Raw genomic sequence first — 17,052 nt, 5'->3', positions numbered from 1 at the left:
GGGTATTAATCCTGGAAGGTCGGCATCTTCTTGCGCATAAAGTCGCGGAAGGCGCGGATCTTGTTCGAATTCCGGCGTGCTTCCGGATAGGCGAACCAATAGTCGCTGCCGTCGGTCGCACGTAGGTCGAAGGGCTGGATCAGACGGCCGAGCGCCACGTCGTCGGTATAGAATTCCGGCTTCAGGATCGCCACGCCCTGGCCGGCGATCGCGGCCGCCGCTTCAAAGGACTGCGCACCGAAACGGCTTATCGGCCGGCCTTCGAGATCGGCTTCCGGCAGGCCGGCCGCCGCAAACCAGAGCGGCCACCAGATGTCGCCGGGGTCTATGATGCGGAGTTTGAGGATATCGGCCGGCTCGCGAACGCCGCCGATTGTTTCGGCCAATGCCGGGCTCAGCATCGGCGTGAAATCGCTCTTCATCAGAAAATGGGCCTTCAGCCCCGGCCATTGTCCGCTGCCGCTGCGGATTGCGACATCCGCTTCGATGCGGGTGAAATCCACCATCTCCTGCGAGGTTTCCAGCCGCACCGCAATGCCCGGGTTTTCCAGTTGGAACGTGCCGAGATGTGCGGCAAGCCAGCGTGAGGCGAAGGTTGCGGTCGTGTGGATGATCAGCGTGCTGTCGGACTGGCTCTTCGTCCCCGCCAGGGCCTCGTCCATGATGCCGAAAGCCTCTGCGATCTTGGGGGCCAGCCTCGCGCCGGCGTCGGTCAGCGTCACCTGCCGCGGGCGGCGCAGGAAAAGCGGCTCCCCCAGCACGTCTTCCAGAAGCTTGATCTGATAGCTGACCGCCGTCTGGGTCATGCCGAGTTCTTCGCCGGCCTTGGTGAAGCTCATCCGTCGGGCTGCGGCATCGAAGGCACGCATCGCATTCAGCGGAACCTGTCTCGACATTTTCATGGATAAGCTCTCTTGATCCATACAGACGGATGTTTCGTTGGAAACGAAGCATAAACGAGCGCATCCTCCAATCATAGAGATCAATTGAATCGATGCTGGTCCGTTGAAATAACGGCCAGCGGTGGAAAGAGGAGATGCGGCCATGACCCATGGTATGCGCACGGGCCTTCTGCGCCTGAAAATCGGGAGTGAACATCTGTCTGCAATGCTCTTCGGCTTCGGTTACGGACACAACGCCGTGGATGCCGAGGACCTGAACGAGCACGATCTGCGCGACCTCGGCATGCTCGACGGACGCGTATCGCCGAGCACGGTGGAGCGCGTCGCACGGCCGGATGCCTGGGAGATCATCGGCCAGCCGCGCCCCTGGCTATGAGGACTTCTCAGGCCGGCGTGCCGAGATCGACATGGGCAATGGCGCCCGTGTCTCCTTCGGAAAGGTCGGCGGTAATGGCATCCTCGATCCAGCGCCTGAACGCGACCACTTTTCGCGCATTGCGCCGGGCTGGTGGGTAGGCCAGCAAATAGGTCTTGCCGTCACCGACCGATAGGTCGAAGGGCTGGACGAGGCGGCCGGCGGCAAGATCGTCGCGGAAGAAGAACGGGCTCAGCATTGCCACGCCATGGCCGGAGACTGCCGCCCGTGCCTCCAGATCCTGAGCGCCCAGCGCATTGAGGCTGGTCGGCCTGATCGATGCCGGATCGATCCTGGCCTCTTCGAACCAGTCGAGCCATGTCCCGTCTATTTCCGAAATCCAGGGCAGCCTGAGCAGATCGGAGGGGCACGGACGCCGCCGATGCTGGTGGCCAGATCGGGCGAAATCATCGGCGAATAGCGAAGCCGCATGAGGGGATGGCTGACCATCCCTTCCGGCGGCTCGGCCGAGATGCGGATGACGACATCAAGCGTCCCGCCCGGCTGATCCGCCGCATCAATGAGACGGACAAGGCGAACGGTGATGTCGGGATAGGCGGCCCTGAACGTACCGAGGCGCGGCGACAGCCAGTGGGAGGCGAATGTCGGCGGAGACCGGATTTCCAGCGTTTGCCCATCGCCTTCCGGGCGTCGCTCACCGCATCGGAGAGGAGCGCGAAGGCGTCCGACACTTTCGGCAGCAGCCGCGCACCTGTTTCCGTCAGCTGCAGCGCGCGCGGTCTGCGGATGAAGACGGCGTCGCCGAGAAATTCTTCCAGCAGCTTGATCTGGTAGCTGACGGCGGTCTGCGTCATGCCGAGTTCCTTGGCTGCGCGGGTGAAATTCTCAAGGCGAGCAACCGCCTCGAAAACCCTCAGAGCATTGAGCGGGAAGCGGCGCGACAGTTTCACCATAACCTCTCTTTATCGGTGTCGGTTGTAATTGAATTGGAGTTCGCCTGCAATCTGCGGGATGCCTTCTTCACCGACATTGAGGTCCGACAGCGTTTCGTGCACGCCAGGTCTGTGTCTCGGGTTGGGCTTGCAAGCGACGCTATCGACAGTCTCAACACTTGATTTGGAGCAGGTCATGCTTTCCGAAGACACATATCGCTTGCCCATTCTGTCCGCCGCAGGTCGTGCAGCTCGTCAGCGGTTGGCGGGTTTCGGCTGGGCATTGTCGAATTTTCTCCGCCATCTCCTATCCGGCGGACATGCGCGGGCGACGGAATTGCCGGACGATCTGCGGGCCGACGTCGGCTTCGAGGCGCCGCCGCATGAGCGCTCGGATGATTTTTGGGAATACAGGCGCAACTCAGTGGGTCGCGATCTGCCGTTCTGATGTCGGTTTCGGTTGCATCGGCGGAAGCCTGTGCAGCAGTTCGGCGGCAATGAGGGCGGCGATCACGGCCGGGCGCTTGTCCCGGACGACGGAGCCGCCGACCGGCAGAACGAGGCGACCCATCATCGCCTCTGCGTCGCCGTCCTCACCCGCCTGTCGCTTTAGCCAATGGGCAAAGGTTACCCGCTTGGTGGCCGAGCCGATCATGCCGACATAGCCGAGATCGTGCCGCGACAGGGCCCGTTCGGCGATGAGGAAATCCAGGGCGTGATCATGGGTCAGGATGATCGCTGCACCGCCGGAAGGAATCTCTGCGATGCAGCCCTCCGGCATGGCGGTCAGCCGACGAGCGACTTCCCCGGGGAGATCTTCCAGCGCCTCGGCGCGGGTCTCGACCACCGTGACGGCGAAGGGCAGGGGCGTGAGCGCTCTTGCCAAGGCCAGCCCCACATGCCCGGATCCGAACAGGAAGACCGGGCGCCGGGCGTCCTCTTCCTTCCGCATCCTATCTCCGAGCGCCGCAGCGATCTGGCCGGTAACTTCGCTGAAGGACAGACGCGTTCGCCCGCCGCAGCACTGGCCGATCTCGGGACCGAGCGGGATCGTCATCACGGCTTCGCCGCCGCCGGCGAGCATCGCCCGGGCATTGTCGATCGCCATATATTCGAACTGCCCGCCGCCGATCGTCCCCCAGATAGCCCGATCCGCCACCAGCATGAACGTGCCGGCCTCACGTGGCGTCGAGCCCCTGGCCTCGACGAGTTCGACGAGGATCGTGCGCGGGTGCAGGGCCAGAAAGGTTGCGAAGGGAAGATCGGGCATGGCGATGACGAGACGTGAACCCCTTGGATTGCCTTTAGCCTACGCCATCTTGCCCCCGATATCCATCGGAGGTTGCCATGGCCGATCCCATGTCCCGAGCGACCGCCTCTCGCCGGTATCGATGGCTGCATCCCGCTGGGCTATCTGTTCTGAGCCTTAGTCAAAGCTCAATAGCTCAGCTTTGGATACCAGTTGTCGCCGCGGCCTTCCGGGGTCAGATCCAGTACTGACCACAGCGAGGCGATGTCAGGAGCCGTGCGCGGGTCCTGGCCGGGATCGGCGGCCGCTGCCGGCATTTCTCCCGCCCAGAACAGCCGCACCCTGTCGCCGTCGCGCCGATAGACGGTCAGCGCCGGGTTCTCTGACCCATCGTCGTTGAGAAGCCCGAGATCCTGCGCGTAAGTGTCATCGACGGTCTGCAGAAAATCGAGATCGGACCAGCCGCGCTCGGCGGCGAAGCCCTTCTGCCGCTCGACCGGGCTGCGGCCGAGGATTTTCAGCGCCACGCGTTGCTTGATGTCGGCGGCATTGCCGTTCACCGAGCCCAGCCAGTTGGTGCACATGGGGCAGGGGCGTTCCCGCTCCGGCCCGTACATCCAGAAATAGGTGACGAGTGTATCGTGATCGCCGAACAGATCGATCAGCGCCAGATCCCTCCCGGTGCCGTCCTGGAAGCGGTAATCCTTGTCGATCACCGGGCCGGGCGGCAGTGCCATGCGCTGTTCAGTGAGCTTGGTCATTTGCCGGCGGAACTCGATCTCCGCCTTCAGCAATTTTTCTCGGGCGCGGCTATATTCCGGGCTCTCGCCGGGAAACGGCATGTGCCGCAGCTTTGCCAGTTCGGCTGCGGGCTTGAGGCTGGCGAAATCCATGGTCTCCTCCCTGGTTTCCAGCTTTTCTACGTCGCATCGATAACGTCAGATGCGCCGTGAAGTTCACTCCGTCGCGGCGAATGCCGGCGAGAAGGTGACGACGCCATGCGGGGGCGGGCCGGAAAAGACGACGCGCTGGACGTAGATTTCCGGCACGCCCTCATAGGAGAGGCGGCCGTCGTTCTCGAAGCCCGATCCGGCATAGACGGCAGGATCGCCGATCAGCGCGCAGCCCATGGCGCCCTCGGCTTTCAACCGGTGCAGCCCCTCGCGGATCATGGCGCGGCCGATCCCCTGCTTCTGCCGGTCGGCGCGCACCGAGATCGGGCCGAGGCCGAACCAGTCGCTGTGATGGCCGTCGATCGCGACCGGAGAGAAGGCGACATGGCCGACGATCTCGCCATCCTGCTCCGCCACCAGCGACAGGGTGAGGTCGCCACCGGCCCTCAGCGCCCTTACGATCGCACCCTCATTGCCCTGGCTATAGGGCGTCGGTGCAAACGCCGCCTGGGTCAGGTCATGAATGACGCCCTCGTCACCGGGACGTTCCGGACGGATCGTGATGGTCATGTGCCTACCTCCTCCTCGTTGGCCGCAGCGCCCATTATACTCCGTTTCGGCCTCTCTCCCTAACCTTCTCCCCAGACAGGACAGGCGAATTGCACGTGAAGGAAAGGCCTTTGCCAAACGCTATGGGCGCCGTTTCATCTGAACAAGCATGCTTCTGCCCGCGATCATCAGCTCCATGAGGAATGCGATCAGCGAAAGCATCAGGCACACGATGGCACCGCCGAAGAACCACGGCAGGTTCTCCGGTCGGAGGCGGATCGCAAGGGAGCCGCCGAGAAGATTGAGGATCGCAGCGCAGGTGGACAGGCCTGCAAGGACGCCCAGGACAACGGCAACTTCCAGGATAAGGGTCCGGCATCTCAGGTAGTTCAGCCATCTCCTTCCGTCTTCGCCGGTCAATTCCCTCTCCCCGACTTCATTGAGGCGGTCCGCCACCCTGCCAAGCCGCAAACTGTAGATGCTGACGAAAGCCGCCGTACCGGCAAGAAGAAAAACGGGTGCCAGCGACGTCTGGATGATCTCGGCGTATTCGTTGATGATCAGCGGCGCGTCCATGGACCCTCCACGAATAAATGTCCTCGACGCTGGCTCAGGACGCGGCATCCAGCCCAAGGAAGGCTTGCGCAGGTTCTGGCTTGCGAAGCGAACTCTTACGGTCAGGTTATCCCGCCCGCCCGGTGCCAGCAAGTCCGGGGCACCGGCGAGGTACGGCTAGCCCGAGCGGACGGTATATCCGACAAAAGGACAGAGCGTTGATCCGGGCGAACAATTGTGACGCGAGACCCGGAGAAGGGAGGAGAACCGTGGGCCTCACATCGCCTTCAACCGCTCCACCGCCATCAGCACCCTCTCAGGCGTCGCGGGCGCGTCCAACCTTGGGCAGACCGCATAGTCGGCGACGCTTGCCACCGCCATGGAGATCGCTTCCAGCACCGAGATCGCCAGCATGAAAGGCGGTTCGCCGACGGCCTTGGAGCGGCCGATGGTCGGTTCGGCATTTTCCGACCATTCGGCGAGCTTCACGTTGAAGACCTTCGGCCGGTCGGAGGCAAGCGGGATCTTGTAGGTGGAGGGCGCATGGGTGCGAAGCCGCCCCTTGTCGTCCCACCACAATTCCTCCGTCGTCAGCCAGCCCATGCCCTGCACGAAGGCGCCCTCGATCTGGCCGATGTCGAGCACCGGGTTCAGCGAGCGGCCGACGTCATGCAGGATATCAGTGCGGTCGATCATGTATTCGCCGGTCAACGTGTCGATCGAGACTTCCGAGACCGCCGCTCCATAGGCGAAATAATAGAAGGGATGGCCGCGGCCGGCGGCGCGGTCCCAGTGGATCTTCGGCGTCTTGTAGAAGCCGGCGGCGGACAATTGCACGCGGTCGAAATAGGCGGCCTTGACGAAGGTATCGAAGGGCACCGTCTCGCCGCCGATCTTCACCCGGTTGGGCAGGAATTCGATCTTGTCGCGGGTGACCTTCCATTGCCTTACGGCAAAATCGATCAGCCGTTCCTTGATCTGGCGGCAGGCATCATAGGCTGCCATGCCGTTCAGGTCCGAGCCGGAGGAGGCGGCGGTGGCCGACGTGTTCGGCACCTTGCCGGTCGTCGTTGCGGTGATCTTCACCCGGTCGATATCGACCTGAAAGGCATCGGCCACGACCTGCGCCACCTTGGTGTAGAGGCCCTGGCCCATCTCGGTGCCGCCATGGTTCAGGTGGATCGAGCCGTCATTGTAGACATGCACCAGCGCGCCCGCCTGGTTATAGGCGGTGAGCGTGAAGGAGATGCCGAATTTGACCGGCGTCAGGGCAATACCCTTGCGGATCACCGGACTGTTCTCGTTGAATTCGAGGATCGCCTGCCGGCGCGCCTGATAATCCGACGAGACTTCCAGCTCGTCGACGATGCGGGCGATGATGTTGTCGTGGATGTCCTGGTGATAGGGCGTTACCGTGCGGCCCGATCCGCGCTGGCCGTAGAAATTGAGCTTGCGGATTTCGAGCGGGTCCTTGCCGACGGCATAGGCGATATCCTCGATCATCCGCTCGGCGCCCAGCATCCCCTGCGGACCGCCAAAGCCGCGGAAGGCGGTGTTGGAGACGGTGTGGGTCTTCAGCGGCTGCGATTTGAGGCGCACATGTGGGTAATAATAGCTCGAATCCGCATGGAACAGCGCCCGGTCGGTGACCGGCCCGGAGAGATCGGCGGAAAAGCCGCAGCGCGCCGCATAGGTCGTATCGACCGCATGGATCAGCCCGTCCTCGTCGAAGGCGACGTCGTAATCGACGCGGAAATCATGGCGCTTGCCGGTGGCGACCATGTCCTCGTCGCGGTCCGGCCGGAATTTTACCGCCCGTTTCAGCTTCTTCGCTGCGACGGCGGCCAGCGCCGCGAACTGGTTGCCCTGGGTCTCCTTGCCGCCGAAGCCGCCGCCCATGCGCCGCGTCTTCACCTCGACCGCATGGTTGGAACAGCCGAGAACATGGGCAACCATGTGCTGCACCTCGCTCGGATGCTGGGTGGAGGACCAGACGGTGACATCCTCATCCTCGCCGGGAATGGCCATCGCGATATGGCCTTCGAGATAGAAATGCTCCTGGCCCCCGATATTCATGGAAGCCTGGATGCGCAGAGGCGGCTTTTCGATCTCCGTCTCCGGCTCTCCGCGTCTAAGCGTCATTGGCTCTGTGACCAGAGGCGCGCCGTTCTCGCGAGCGCCGTCGATATCGGTCCAGTGGGGCAGGTCGCGGTATTCGATCTTTGCCAGCTTCGCCGCCCGGCGCGCCTGATCGCGGGTCTCGGCAAAGACGGCAAAGATCGGCTGGCCGTGGAATTCGACCCTGGTTTCAGCCAGCAGCGGCTCGTCATGCTTGCCGGTCGAGGCAACATCGTTTTCGCCGGGAATATCGTCGGCCGTCATCACCCAGACGACGCCGGGGGCGGAGCGCACCGCGTCGAGATCGATCGAGACGATCTCGGCATGGGCCCGGTCGGACAGGCCAAGCCCGCCATGCAGCGTGCCTGCGGGTTCCGGAATATCGTCGATATATTCGGCACTTCCGGTGACATGCTTATGCGCTGAATCATGTTTCAGCGAGGCATGCATCGGAGCGTCGATCGAGGGCTTGAGCTCGAAGGTGGTCTTGTCCATCAGATAGAGCCTCCGAGGCTTGCCACTTGGTGATCTCCCCTTGTGGGGGAGATGCCCGGCAGGGCAGAGGGGGTAAATCCAGGCACCCTTCGCTCGCGGAGTTTGTCGCGCCACCCCCTCTGTCACTTCGTGACATCTCCCCCACAAGGGGGAGATCACCGGGAGTATGCCGCACCGTCCGCGTGTAACTTGAAGGATCAGTTGGAGCATATGGTCCGCAACCATCCTCACGCCTCCTCCATCTCGTCGAACCGCCGCAGCTCCGTCGGAGCCCCCGCCGTCTCCAGGAAAAATCGCGTCAGCAGGTTCTTCGCCGTCAGGCTGCGATACTCGCTGGTCGCGCGCCAGTCGGTCAGCGGCTGGTAGTCGTCGTCGAAAGCGTCGCGGACGGCGGCGATCACGCTCCAGGTCCATGGGCGGCCGGTCAACGCTTCCTCTACGGACTTCGCCCGTTTTGGCGTCGCCGCCATGCCGCCGAAGGCGATGCGGATCGTCTCGACCAGACCGTCCTCGTCCAGCGCGAGGTAGAAGGCGCCGCAGAGGGCGGAAATATCCTCGTCGCGGCGCTTGGAGATCTTGTAGACGGCAAAATGGCTGTCGTCGGCCGGGCGCGGCACAAAGACCTTTTCGACGAATTCGCCGGGAATCCGATCCTGCTTGCCATAGGCGATGAAATAGTCTTCGAGCGGCATTGTGCGACGGCCGGAATGGGAGCGCAGCGTCAGTTCGGCGCCCAGCGCAATCAGCGGCGGCGGCATGTCGCCGATCGGGGAGCCGTTGGCGATATTGCCGCCTATCGTGCCCATGTTGCGCACCTGCTGGCCGCCGATGCGGTCGATCAGGCCGCCGAAAGCCGGTATGACCGCCTCAAGCACGCCATGGGCCTCGGCATAGCTGACGCCGGCGCCGATGGTGATGCCTCTATCCTCGATGACCATCGATTGCAGCTCGGTCAGGTGGCTGATGAAGATCACCGGGTCGAGGCGGCGCAATTGCTTCGTCACCCACAGGCCGACATCGGTGGCGCCGGCGACGATGGTGGCGGTCGGCTCCTGCGACAGGATTTCCGCAAAGGCGTGGATCGAAGCCGGCACGATCGAGCGCGTCACGCCGGCTTCGTCTAGCTTCTCCACCACGATCGTGTCGGTAAACGTCTTCATCGAGAGCAGCTTGCCGGTGATCTCCATCCGGTCGCGCTCCAGCGGGTCGAAGAGCGAGCTGGGGCGGCTTGTCGCTACCTTCTCGGCGGCTTTGACGATCGGTTCATAGCCCGTGCATCGACAGAGATTGCCCTGCAGCGCGCTTTCGATTTCCGCCCGGCTCGGGTTTTCGTTGGAGAGCCACAGGCCATATAGCGACATCACGAAGCCCGGCGTGCAGAAGCCGCATTGGGAGCCGTGACAGTCGACCATCGCCTGCTGGACCGGATGCAGCGTGCCATCCTCGCCGGCCAGATGTTCGACGGTGACGACATGGGTGCCGTGCAGGGAGCCGGTGAGGCGAATGCAGGCATTGACGCTCTCGTAGCGCAGGCCCTGTTCGGTCAGTCGTCCGACCAGCACGGTGCAGGCGCCGCAATCGCCTTCCGCGCATCCTTCCTTCGTCCCCGTCAGCCGGCGCCTCAGGCGCAGATAATCCAGAAGCGTGTCCGTCGGGGCAAAATCGCCGAGTGTCACGTCTTCGCCGTTGAGAATGAAGCGGATGGCTGAACTCATCTGTCTCCTTCGTCTGCAGGCCCCGATCTGTTTCCGGGCGCCATGCTTGCTGGGATTGTGCGCGATTCCTGATACTACTGCGCCGTCCAGCCGCCGTCGATGGAGATATGCGTGCCGGTCATGCTCTTTGCCGCGTCGCTCGCCAGATAAAGCGCCGCGGATGCGACCTCGTCTATGCCGACGAATTCCTTGGTCGCCTGCAGGCGCAGCATGACCTCGTCCTTCACCTCAGCCTCGGTGATGCCCTTTTCGCGCGCCTGGTCGGGGATCTGCTTCTCGACGAGAGGCGTCAGCACGAAGCCGGGGCAGATGGCGTTGACGGTGATATTGTCCTGCGCCAGTTCCAGCGCCGCCGTCTTGGTCAGTCCCATGATGCCGTGCTTGGCGGCGACATAGGCCGACTTGAAGGGGAGGCGACGAGGCCGTGGGCGGAGGCGACATTGATGATGCGGCCCTTGCCGGATGCCTTCATCAGCGGAATGGCGTGGCGCATCGTGTGGAATGCCGACGACAGGAGGATGGCGATCAGCTGGTCCCACTTTTCCGGCGGAAATTCCTCGATGCGGGCAACATGCTGGATGCCGGCATTGTTGACCAGCACATCGACGGTGCCGAAATTCTTCTCGGCCGTCGCGATCAGGTCCTCGATCTCGGCAGGCTTGGTCATGTCGGCCGGATGGTAGAGGATCGAGCCGTCACCCGACGCGTCGAGGCCTGCGCGGATCGCCTCGATCTCCTGTGCATCTCCGAAGCCGTTGATGATGACGTTGTCGCCGTCGGCCGCGAAGGCCTTTGCGATGCCGAGCCCGATGCCGCTGGTGGAGCCGGTGACGACGACGGATCTTTTCATGCGATCTCTCCCTGAACGCGGTTTCTCCTCCACCGCTTTCCGGAAGCTATGCGCAAAACCCCGATGCTGGCAACGGCCGATCATCGGGGCGGCTTGAATGTCGTTTCTTGGGGTAGCTCAGCGCCGCGATGAAATTAGCGGCGCCGACATCAATGTTCCTGGGTTGCAGACTGCTGCGTCTGCTGGGGCCCTTCATTGTCAGCATCTTCCACCGGGGTCAGGCCGGCAGCCGCGGCGGCCAACTCGGTCGTCGTCTCCGGGGCCGCGCGGCGGACACAGTTGCGGCCGTCTCGCTTGGCTTCGTAAAGCGCGGTGTCTGCCCGCTGCAGAAGAATAGAGAGCCTCGTCTCGGCACCGGCTTCGCAGATGCCGAAGCTCGCGGTCATCCGGCCGCGACGCAGCGGCGGCACGACGGTGGCGGCGAGCGTGGCGCGCAGGCGTTCGCTGATCACTTCTGCATCGTCGATCGAGGTCTGCGGCAGGATGATACAGAATTCCTCGCCGCCGATGCGGGCCGCAAGGTCATAGCGGCGCAGCGACGTCTTGACGATCTCGGCGACGGCGATCAGCACGCGGTCGCCGGTCTCATGGCCATGGCTGTCGTTGATCGCCTTGAAGCGGTCGAGGTCGAAGACCACGACGGAGAGCGGCTGGCACTGGCGTTCGGCACGCGACATTTCCTCGCCCAAGCGCTCGGCCAGCCAGCGGCGGTTTCCAAGCCCGGTCAGGGGATCGGTCATGGCCTGGTGACGAAGCTTCGCCATGAGGTTTTCGGTCTCCGCGACCATGGAGGTGACGCTTGTCGCCAGAAGGCCGATTTCGTCACGGCTGTCGAGCTGCATGCGAACCGGCGTGCCGTCCTCCTGATAGGTCCTCACCGCCTGGGCAAGCAGGCGCAGGGGGCGGATCAGCCACCAGAGCGTCATCAGGCAAATGGCCGTACCGGCAAGCGTCGCGGCAAGCAGAAGGATGAGCACAGGCTCAGGTTGTGTAGCGAAGCCGCTCGCCAGGTAGATGATGAACACCAGAAGCGGCACGTGCACGGACAGAAAGCAGATCGCGAAGACCTTGATGGTCAGTGAGGACTGCACCGCCTGGGCGAGCCTCGAAGTCATCGGAATCATTCCGAATTTTCTCCTATCGACATATGATGCAGCGCTAACGCTAGAAAGCCGCCGCCGAAGAACGCGTTAATCAAGTTATTCAAATGTGATCTTTTATAGGCCTGAAATACACGGCTAGCCATACCCTCGGTTGCCTGAGCGTCCTCCTTTCGTCGGGATCAATCAGCTTGATGTAATTTAGATTTAGTTTTTATGGTCTGCCGGACAGGCATTTGGCGAGTGCCAGATCTCGCACTGAGCTGTCAGATAAGGCTGTCGCTACTTCCTGTTCATCGTTTATCAACCATGATGCATCGTCCGCATATTCTTGCGTTTTCCAATCAGGTTTCTGTGGATCAGCTGGAGATTATGCTTATTTTCTGGTGTGTTAGAAAATTCGCATATTGCCGCGTTGTTGGTTCGACGACGGAGCACAGCAAATTCTCGTACCGATCGGCCCCGCACCATGACGGAGCAAGCCACCCGCTCACGCACCCGTTGACCCTCTTCGCGGCAAATGCTCAAAACCTTGAGCGACACGCTGAATGGTGAGGAGGACAGCATGGCGGGTTATATTCTGGCGATCGACCAGGGCACGACATCGACACGCGCGATCGTGTTCGACGGCAAGATGCAGATCGCCGGCGTCGGGCAGAAGGAATTCAAGCAGATCTTTCCGAAATCGGGCTGGGTGGAGCACGATCCGGAAGAGATCTGGGAGAGCGTGCTCTGGACCATCAAGCGGGCGCTGTCCGAGGCAAAGGTCGAGGCCAAGTCGATTGCCGCGATTGGCATCACCAACCAGCGCGAAACCGCGATCGTTTGGGACCGGGAGACCGGCAAGCCGATCTACAATGCGATCGTCTGGCAGGACCGCCGCACCGCGCAGCAATGCGAAAAGCTTAAGAAACAGGGGCTGGAGAAGCTCTTCACCCACCGCACCGGCCTGCTGCTCGATCCCTATTTTTCCGGCACGAAGATTTCCTGGCTGCTGTCCAACGTGAAGGGCGCCCGCAAGCAGGCCGCCTCCGGCCGTCTCTGCTTCGGCACGGTCGATACCTATCTGATCTGGCGTCTGACGGGCGGCAAAAGCTTCGTCACCGATGCCACCAACGCCTCGCGCACGCTGATCTATGACATCGCCCGCAACCGCTGGGACGAGGAGCTTCTCGACATCCTGCGCATACCGTCGGCCATGCTGCCGGAGGTGAAGGATTGCGCCGACGATTTCGGTGTTACCGACAAGGCTATCTTCGGAGCGGAAATCCCGATCCTCGGCGTCGCGGGCGACCAGCAGGCGGCGACGATCGGTCAGGCCTGCTTCGAACCGGGCATGGTCAAATCCACCTATGGCACCGGTTGCTTCGCCGTGCTCAATACCGGCAAGGATCTCGTCCGCTCGAAGAACCGGCTGCTCTCGACCATCGCCTATCGCCTCAACGGCAAGACGACCTACGCGCTGGAAGGCTCTATCTTCATCGCCGGTGCCGCTGTGCAATGGCTGCGGGACGGACTGGGCGTGATCGACAACGCCAGGCAGAGCGGCGAGCTTGCCGCCGAGGCCGATCCGAACCAGGACGTCTATCTGGTGCCGGCCTTTACCGGTCTCGGTGCACCCTATTGGGATGCGGAGGCGCGCGGCGCGATCTACGGCCTGACACGGGCGACGGGACCTGCGGAATTCTCCCGAGCGACGCTCGAATCGGTCTGCTACCAGACCGGTGATCTGCTGGATGCCATGACCAAGGACTGGCGCGGCCATGACGGGCGCCGGGTGCTGAGGGTCGATGGCGGCATGGTCGCCTCGGACTGGACGATGCAGCGGCTGGCCGACCTTCTCGATGCGCCTGTGGATCGCCCGCATATTCTCGAGACAACGGCGCTCGGCGCTGCCTGGCTTGCCGGTTCCAAGGCCGGTGTCTGGCCCGGCCGGGAGGAATTTGCCAAGGCCTGGGCCCGCGAAAAGCGCTTCGAACCGGAGATGAAGCCCAAGCTGCGCAAGCAGAAAATCGCCGGCTGGAAGGATGCGGTAAAGCGGACACTCGCCTGATATTTAACGGTGCGGCCAAGACTTCAGTCTAACCCTAAGGTTTGACCAGGGGCACGGGCATGAGGTATTGCGGGATGTATCGATACAGGCGACGGCGCGATTGCCTATCCTGTCCCGCGGTTTCGAGAGGGGAGCTCATGCTTTCAATCCGACGGATCATGGCGTTTGCGTCGCTTGCGTTCGCCTTGCTGTTGACGAGCCGCGGCGCCGAGGCGGGCTATGCGCATTACATCTACGATGCTTCGAGCGGCAAGGTTCTGGCGTCGGAGAATGCCGAGACGCTCAATCATCCCGCATCGCTGACCAAGATGATGACGCTCTACCTCACCTTCGAGGCGTTGAAGGCGAGGAAGATCCGCTGGGACGACGAGATCGTCATGACGCCCAACGCGGCGTCGAAAATCCCCTTCAAGCTCGGCGTGAAGGCCGGCCAGACGATCACCGTGCGCGAAGCGGTCTATGCCATGGCGATCCGCTCGGCCAATGATGCCGCCGCCGCGATGGGCGACCATCTGGGCGGCTCGGAAGAGCGTTTCGGCGCGATCATGACGGCCAGAGCGCGCCAGCTCGGCATGCGCAACACGGTCTTCCGCAACGCGTCCGGCCTGCCGGACGAGGCACAGGTCACCACGGCGCGCGACATGGCGGTGCTGGCGATCGCGCTGATCCGCGACTATCCCAAGGAATACCAGATCTTCTCGCAGCGCTCGTTTACCTTCCGCGGGCGCACGATCAAGGGTCACAACAACCTCATGTACCGCTATCCCGGCATGGACGGGATCAAGACCGGCTTCGTCAACGCGTCCGGCTATAACCTTGCCAGTGCCGTGACCATCAACGGTCGTCGGCTGATCGGCGTGGTGCTCGGCGGCAAGACTGCGCGCCTGCGCGACGCGCGGATGGAGGAACTTCTCGACCAGACAGTTCCGGGGGCAAGCGCTCTTCCGGGTGTCGCCGTTGCCACGACGCGCGACCAGAAGCGCTCGGGCGGGGGCACTGCCGTCGCCTCGGCTTTACCTGTTCCAAGCGAGCGCCGCGAGATCACGGTTGGCGTGCCGGCAAAGGCCGCGGCCAGCGTCACGCCTTATGCCAGCGTTCCCCAGGTCGCACCGCTGGCGGAGATCGCCAGCGCGGATACGCAGGCTGGTGGTGCTGAGCTTTGGCGCATCCAGATTTCCGCAGCCGGCAGCCGCTCCAGCGCCTCGGCGGCGCTCGAAAAGGCAATGCCGCTGCTTTCCGATTTCGGCCAGCTCGCGCCGAGCGTCGAGGGTTCCTATTCCGGCCGCCAGGAAGTGTTTCGCGCCCGGCTCGTCGGCTTCGCCGGTCGGGAAGAGGCGACACGCGCCTGCTCCGTGCTGAAAGAGCGCTCGATCGACTGCTTCGTGGTGCGCTAAGGTCCGCTTTTACTCCACCCGCTCATGCGGATAGGCGCCCCATAGATCGGCCTGGGCCACATAACCGGCAAGGCTTCTGGTCTGCAGCGAGACATCGCACCACGATCCGTCGCAATGCCTGAGGTTCAGACGCACCTTCGGGGCAAGTTCGGCGATGATGCCGGCGGTTTTCGTCGGTGCGTTGCGCAATGGCACAGGCTTGTCGTGCCACGGGCCGATGACGGCGGTGCGGCTGCCGGAAAGAAGCGGGGCGAACATCCAGCCTGTCGTGCCGTCCTGGTCACGTACCTGACGCCAATTGCCGTATTCCTCGGTGATTTCCAGCGGCAGTCCACGGGCCGAGTAGACCCAAACCGTCGGATAATCGGTCGAGGGACCGATCCGCATATGGGCGCTGCGCGCCTTGAGCGAGACGAAGCGGGGCAGGGGCCAGCCTGTGACCCGGCCTTTACGGAAGCCCGAGCCGAAGGCGGCCGTCGCCGCCGGGCTTGCCGTTGCCGCCGGAGACTGCATGTCGGCAGCCTCCAGGCGGGCAAAGACTGTCAGTCCCAGCGCAGCGGCCAGGGTCAGGGCGGTGAACCGCCGAACGTTTCTGCTCAGCATAGGATCAGCGGGCTCCCCGCCGATCATGACGCCCGAACGCCGCCCGGCGCCGTTCAGCGGCATTTCTGGACTTCCTGCAGGGCCGCGGTGACGCCGCTCAGCGAGTAGGAGTAGCTGGTATTGGTGCCGCGGCCGGAAGTGGCCTTCACCGTCATGCTGCTGCCGCCGCGCATGGCGTTGACCAGCGCGGGCTCGCGGCCTTGGTCGCGCACCCAGGCGGTGTTGTCGCGCGGTGCCAGATCGAATTTCGCATCGCCGACGGCGACCTCGACATCCGATCCCGACCTTAGAGCGTAACCCATGATGGCCTGCGGCATGAAGGCCTGGCCCTGCGGCGAGATCAGGAAGAAGTTGTCGCCGTGATTGACGCTTGCCGGCGCGGACGTGGTCGGTACCGAGAGGGCATAGCAGCTCTTCTGCCCATTGTTGGTGTAGGAATAGACACCCCAGGCCTCGAACTGCTTGATGCGGGTCGGCTGGGCGGCGGTGGCGGCGGATGCCGCGATTACGGTGAGGGCGAGTGCAAGAGCTGCAGATTTGGTGCGCATGTTATCTCCACAAAACGACAACAGGCCCGGGAGATGGGCCTTACAGATGAGTGCCGCCATTCAAGGCGGGCACGGTTAGCGAGAGGTTAATTCGTGTGGCATTTCGATGATTTGCGCGGTCACAAAGGGGTGAGGGCGACGTGACGTCGCACCTCTATCCAGTTGAGGGAAAAGACATTATTCCGCTTTTCCACATAACGGCGAAATGCGCGCAAATATGTGTTGATGCGGGACGCGCCGGTCAGGCCCGCGCATATTCCTTCATCAGCCCCTCATAGGCATCAAGCGGCGGGAATTCGGGAAAGCCATGCCTCGCGCCGGTTTCGGCCCAGGGAAATTTCGCCGAGGTGTAGGTCTCGATAAAGGGTGAAAACCATGTGGCGTCATCGAGCATGGTCGGGCGGATATTGACGAACCAGTCCATGCCGACGGCCCTGGTGAACAGCCAGCTCTTGCAGCGCGGGCAATGATAATGGTGGGCATCCTCGCCATGGGCGCCGCCGATCACCGGTTCGCCGCTCGTCACCTCGAAACCGTTCGAGGGGATTGCCGCCGAGCAGGAGAATGCGCTAGCGGTCATCCTCTGGCAACCCTTGCAATGGCAGGCCATGGTGATCATTGGCACGGCGCTGATCTTAAGGCGCACCTCTCCGCAGCGGCAGGATCCTTCGAGCGGAAATTTAGGCATCGGCATGTCTGTCTCCTCGGGTTTTACGCCGA

General features: G+C 62.9%; 15 protein-coding genes and 2 pseudogenes. 4 read left to right on the top strand and 13 right to left on the bottom strand.

What is annotated here, in order from left to right; genetic code table 11:
• Positions 1 to 5: 5 nt before the first annotated feature.
• Positions 6 to 902, bottom strand: a complete 897-nt coding sequence (locus N7E02_RS29045) for a LysR substrate-binding domain-containing protein (RefSeq protein WP_286581312.1) — start codon at positions 900 to 902, stop codon at positions 6 to 8.
• A 142-nt stretch (positions 903 to 1,044) separates the two neighbouring features.
• On the opposite strand from N7E02_RS29045, the gene N7E02_RS29040 reads away from it, so the two are divergent.
• The gene (locus tag N7E02_RS29040; RefSeq protein WP_286581311.1) at positions 1,045 to 1,278 is read left to right on the top strand and encodes a hypothetical protein; all 234 of its coding nucleotides are present in this window, start codon (positions 1,045 to 1,047) and stop codon (positions 1,276 to 1,278) included.
• Positions 1,279 to 1,285: 7 nt separating this feature from the next.
• Here the strand turns inward: N7E02_RS29040 and N7E02_RS29035 are convergent.
• Positions 1,286 to 2,228 (bottom strand): annotated as a pseudogene (locus N7E02_RS29035) (LysR substrate-binding domain-containing protein).
• Between the two features lie 178 nt (positions 2,229 to 2,406).
• Here N7E02_RS29035 and N7E02_RS29030 point away from each other — a divergent pair.
• A complete protein-coding gene (locus N7E02_RS29030) occupies positions 2,407 to 2,658 on the top strand; it encodes a hypothetical protein (protein ID WP_286581310.1) in 252 nt (83 codons plus the stop codon).
• Here the strand turns inward: N7E02_RS29030 and xdhC are convergent.
• From xdhC to N7E02_RS28990, 8 genes and pseudogenes are all read right to left on the bottom strand, one after another.
• Entirely contained in the window at positions 2,632 to 3,480 is an 849-nt protein-coding gene (xdhC, locus tag N7E02_RS29025) for a xanthine dehydrogenase accessory protein XdhC (RefSeq protein WP_286581309.1), read from the bottom strand. The two genes, N7E02_RS29030 and xdhC, sit on opposite strands and share 27 nt — an antisense overlap.
• Before the next feature lie 167 nt (positions 3,481 to 3,647).
• A complete protein-coding gene (locus tag N7E02_RS29020) occupies positions 3,648 to 4,352 on the bottom strand; it encodes a DUF899 family protein (RefSeq protein WP_286581308.1) in 705 nt (234 codons plus the stop codon).
• Positions 4,353 to 4,415: 63 nt separating this feature from the next.
• The gene (locus N7E02_RS29015; protein WP_374730752.1) at positions 4,416 to 4,916 is read right to left on the bottom strand and encodes a GNAT family N-acetyltransferase; all 501 of its coding nucleotides are present in this window, start codon (positions 4,914 to 4,916) and stop codon (positions 4,416 to 4,418) included.
• A gap of 126 nt (positions 4,917 to 5,042) precedes the next feature.
• The gene (locus N7E02_RS29010) at positions 5,043 to 5,477 is read right to left on the bottom strand and encodes a DUF2721 domain-containing protein (protein ID WP_286581306.1); all 435 of its coding nucleotides are present in this window, start codon (positions 5,475 to 5,477) and stop codon (positions 5,043 to 5,045) included.
• Positions 5,478 to 5,732: 255 nt separating this feature from the next.
• Positions 5,733 to 8,069 carry a xanthine dehydrogenase molybdopterin binding subunit gene (gene xdhB, locus N7E02_RS29005; protein ID WP_286581305.1) on the bottom strand — a complete coding sequence of 779 codons (2,337 nt, stop codon included), beginning with the start codon at positions 8,067 to 8,069 and terminating at the stop codon, positions 5,733 to 5,735.
• 227 nt (positions 8,070 to 8,296) lie between these two features.
• A complete protein-coding gene (gene xdhA, locus N7E02_RS29000) occupies positions 8,297 to 9,784 on the bottom strand; it encodes a xanthine dehydrogenase small subunit (RefSeq protein WP_286581304.1) in 1,488 nt (495 codons plus the stop codon).
• Positions 9,785 to 9,858: 74 nt separating this feature from the next.
• Positions 9,859 to 10,634 (bottom strand): annotated as a pseudogene (locus N7E02_RS28995) (3-hydroxybutyrate dehydrogenase).
• Between the two features lie 149 nt (positions 10,635 to 10,783).
• A complete protein-coding gene (locus tag N7E02_RS28990; RefSeq protein WP_286581303.1) occupies positions 10,784 to 11,758 on the bottom strand; it encodes a diguanylate cyclase in 975 nt (324 codons plus the stop codon).
• A gap of 541 nt (positions 11,759 to 12,299) precedes the next feature.
• Between N7E02_RS28990 and glpK the strand changes: the two genes are divergently transcribed.
• Positions 12,300 to 13,787 (top strand): glycerol kinase GlpK, encoded by a 1,488-nt coding sequence (gene glpK, locus N7E02_RS28985; RefSeq protein ID WP_286581302.1) that lies wholly within the window; start codon positions 12,300 to 12,302, stop codon positions 13,785 to 13,787.
• Positions 13,788 to 13,924: 137 nt separating this feature from the next.
• Positions 13,925 to 15,181, top strand: a complete 1,257-nt coding sequence (locus tag N7E02_RS28980; protein ID WP_286581301.1) for a D-alanyl-D-alanine carboxypeptidase family protein — start codon at positions 13,925 to 13,927, stop codon at positions 15,179 to 15,181.
• Between the two features lie 9 nt (positions 15,182 to 15,190).
• Here the strand turns inward: N7E02_RS28980 and N7E02_RS28975 are convergent, their stop codons facing one another.
• From N7E02_RS28975 to N7E02_RS28965, 3 genes are all read right to left on the bottom strand, one after another.
• On the bottom strand, positions 15,191 to 15,847 hold the full coding sequence (locus tag N7E02_RS28975) for an SH3 domain-containing protein (protein ID WP_286581300.1): 657 nt from the start codon (positions 15,845 to 15,847) through the stop codon (positions 15,191 to 15,193).
• A complete protein-coding gene (locus N7E02_RS28970; RefSeq protein ID WP_286581299.1) occupies positions 15,838 to 16,332 on the bottom strand; it encodes an invasion associated locus B family protein in 495 nt (164 codons plus the stop codon). Before N7E02_RS28970 ends, N7E02_RS28975 begins: the two co-directional genes overlap by 10 nt.
• Before the next feature lie 241 nt (positions 16,333 to 16,573).
• Entirely contained in the window at positions 16,574 to 17,026 is a 453-nt protein-coding gene (locus N7E02_RS28965; RefSeq protein WP_286581298.1) for a GFA family protein, read from the bottom strand.
• Positions 17,027 to 17,052: the final 26 nt, after the last annotated feature.

This window comes from Terrirhizobium terrae, from assembly GCF_030323265.1.
GTDB lineage: Bacteria > Pseudomonadota > Alphaproteobacteria > Rhizobiales > Rhizobiaceae > Neorhizobium.
Note: the sequence above shows the minus strand (reverse complement) of the source record. Positions and strands in the feature narration are given on the sequence as shown.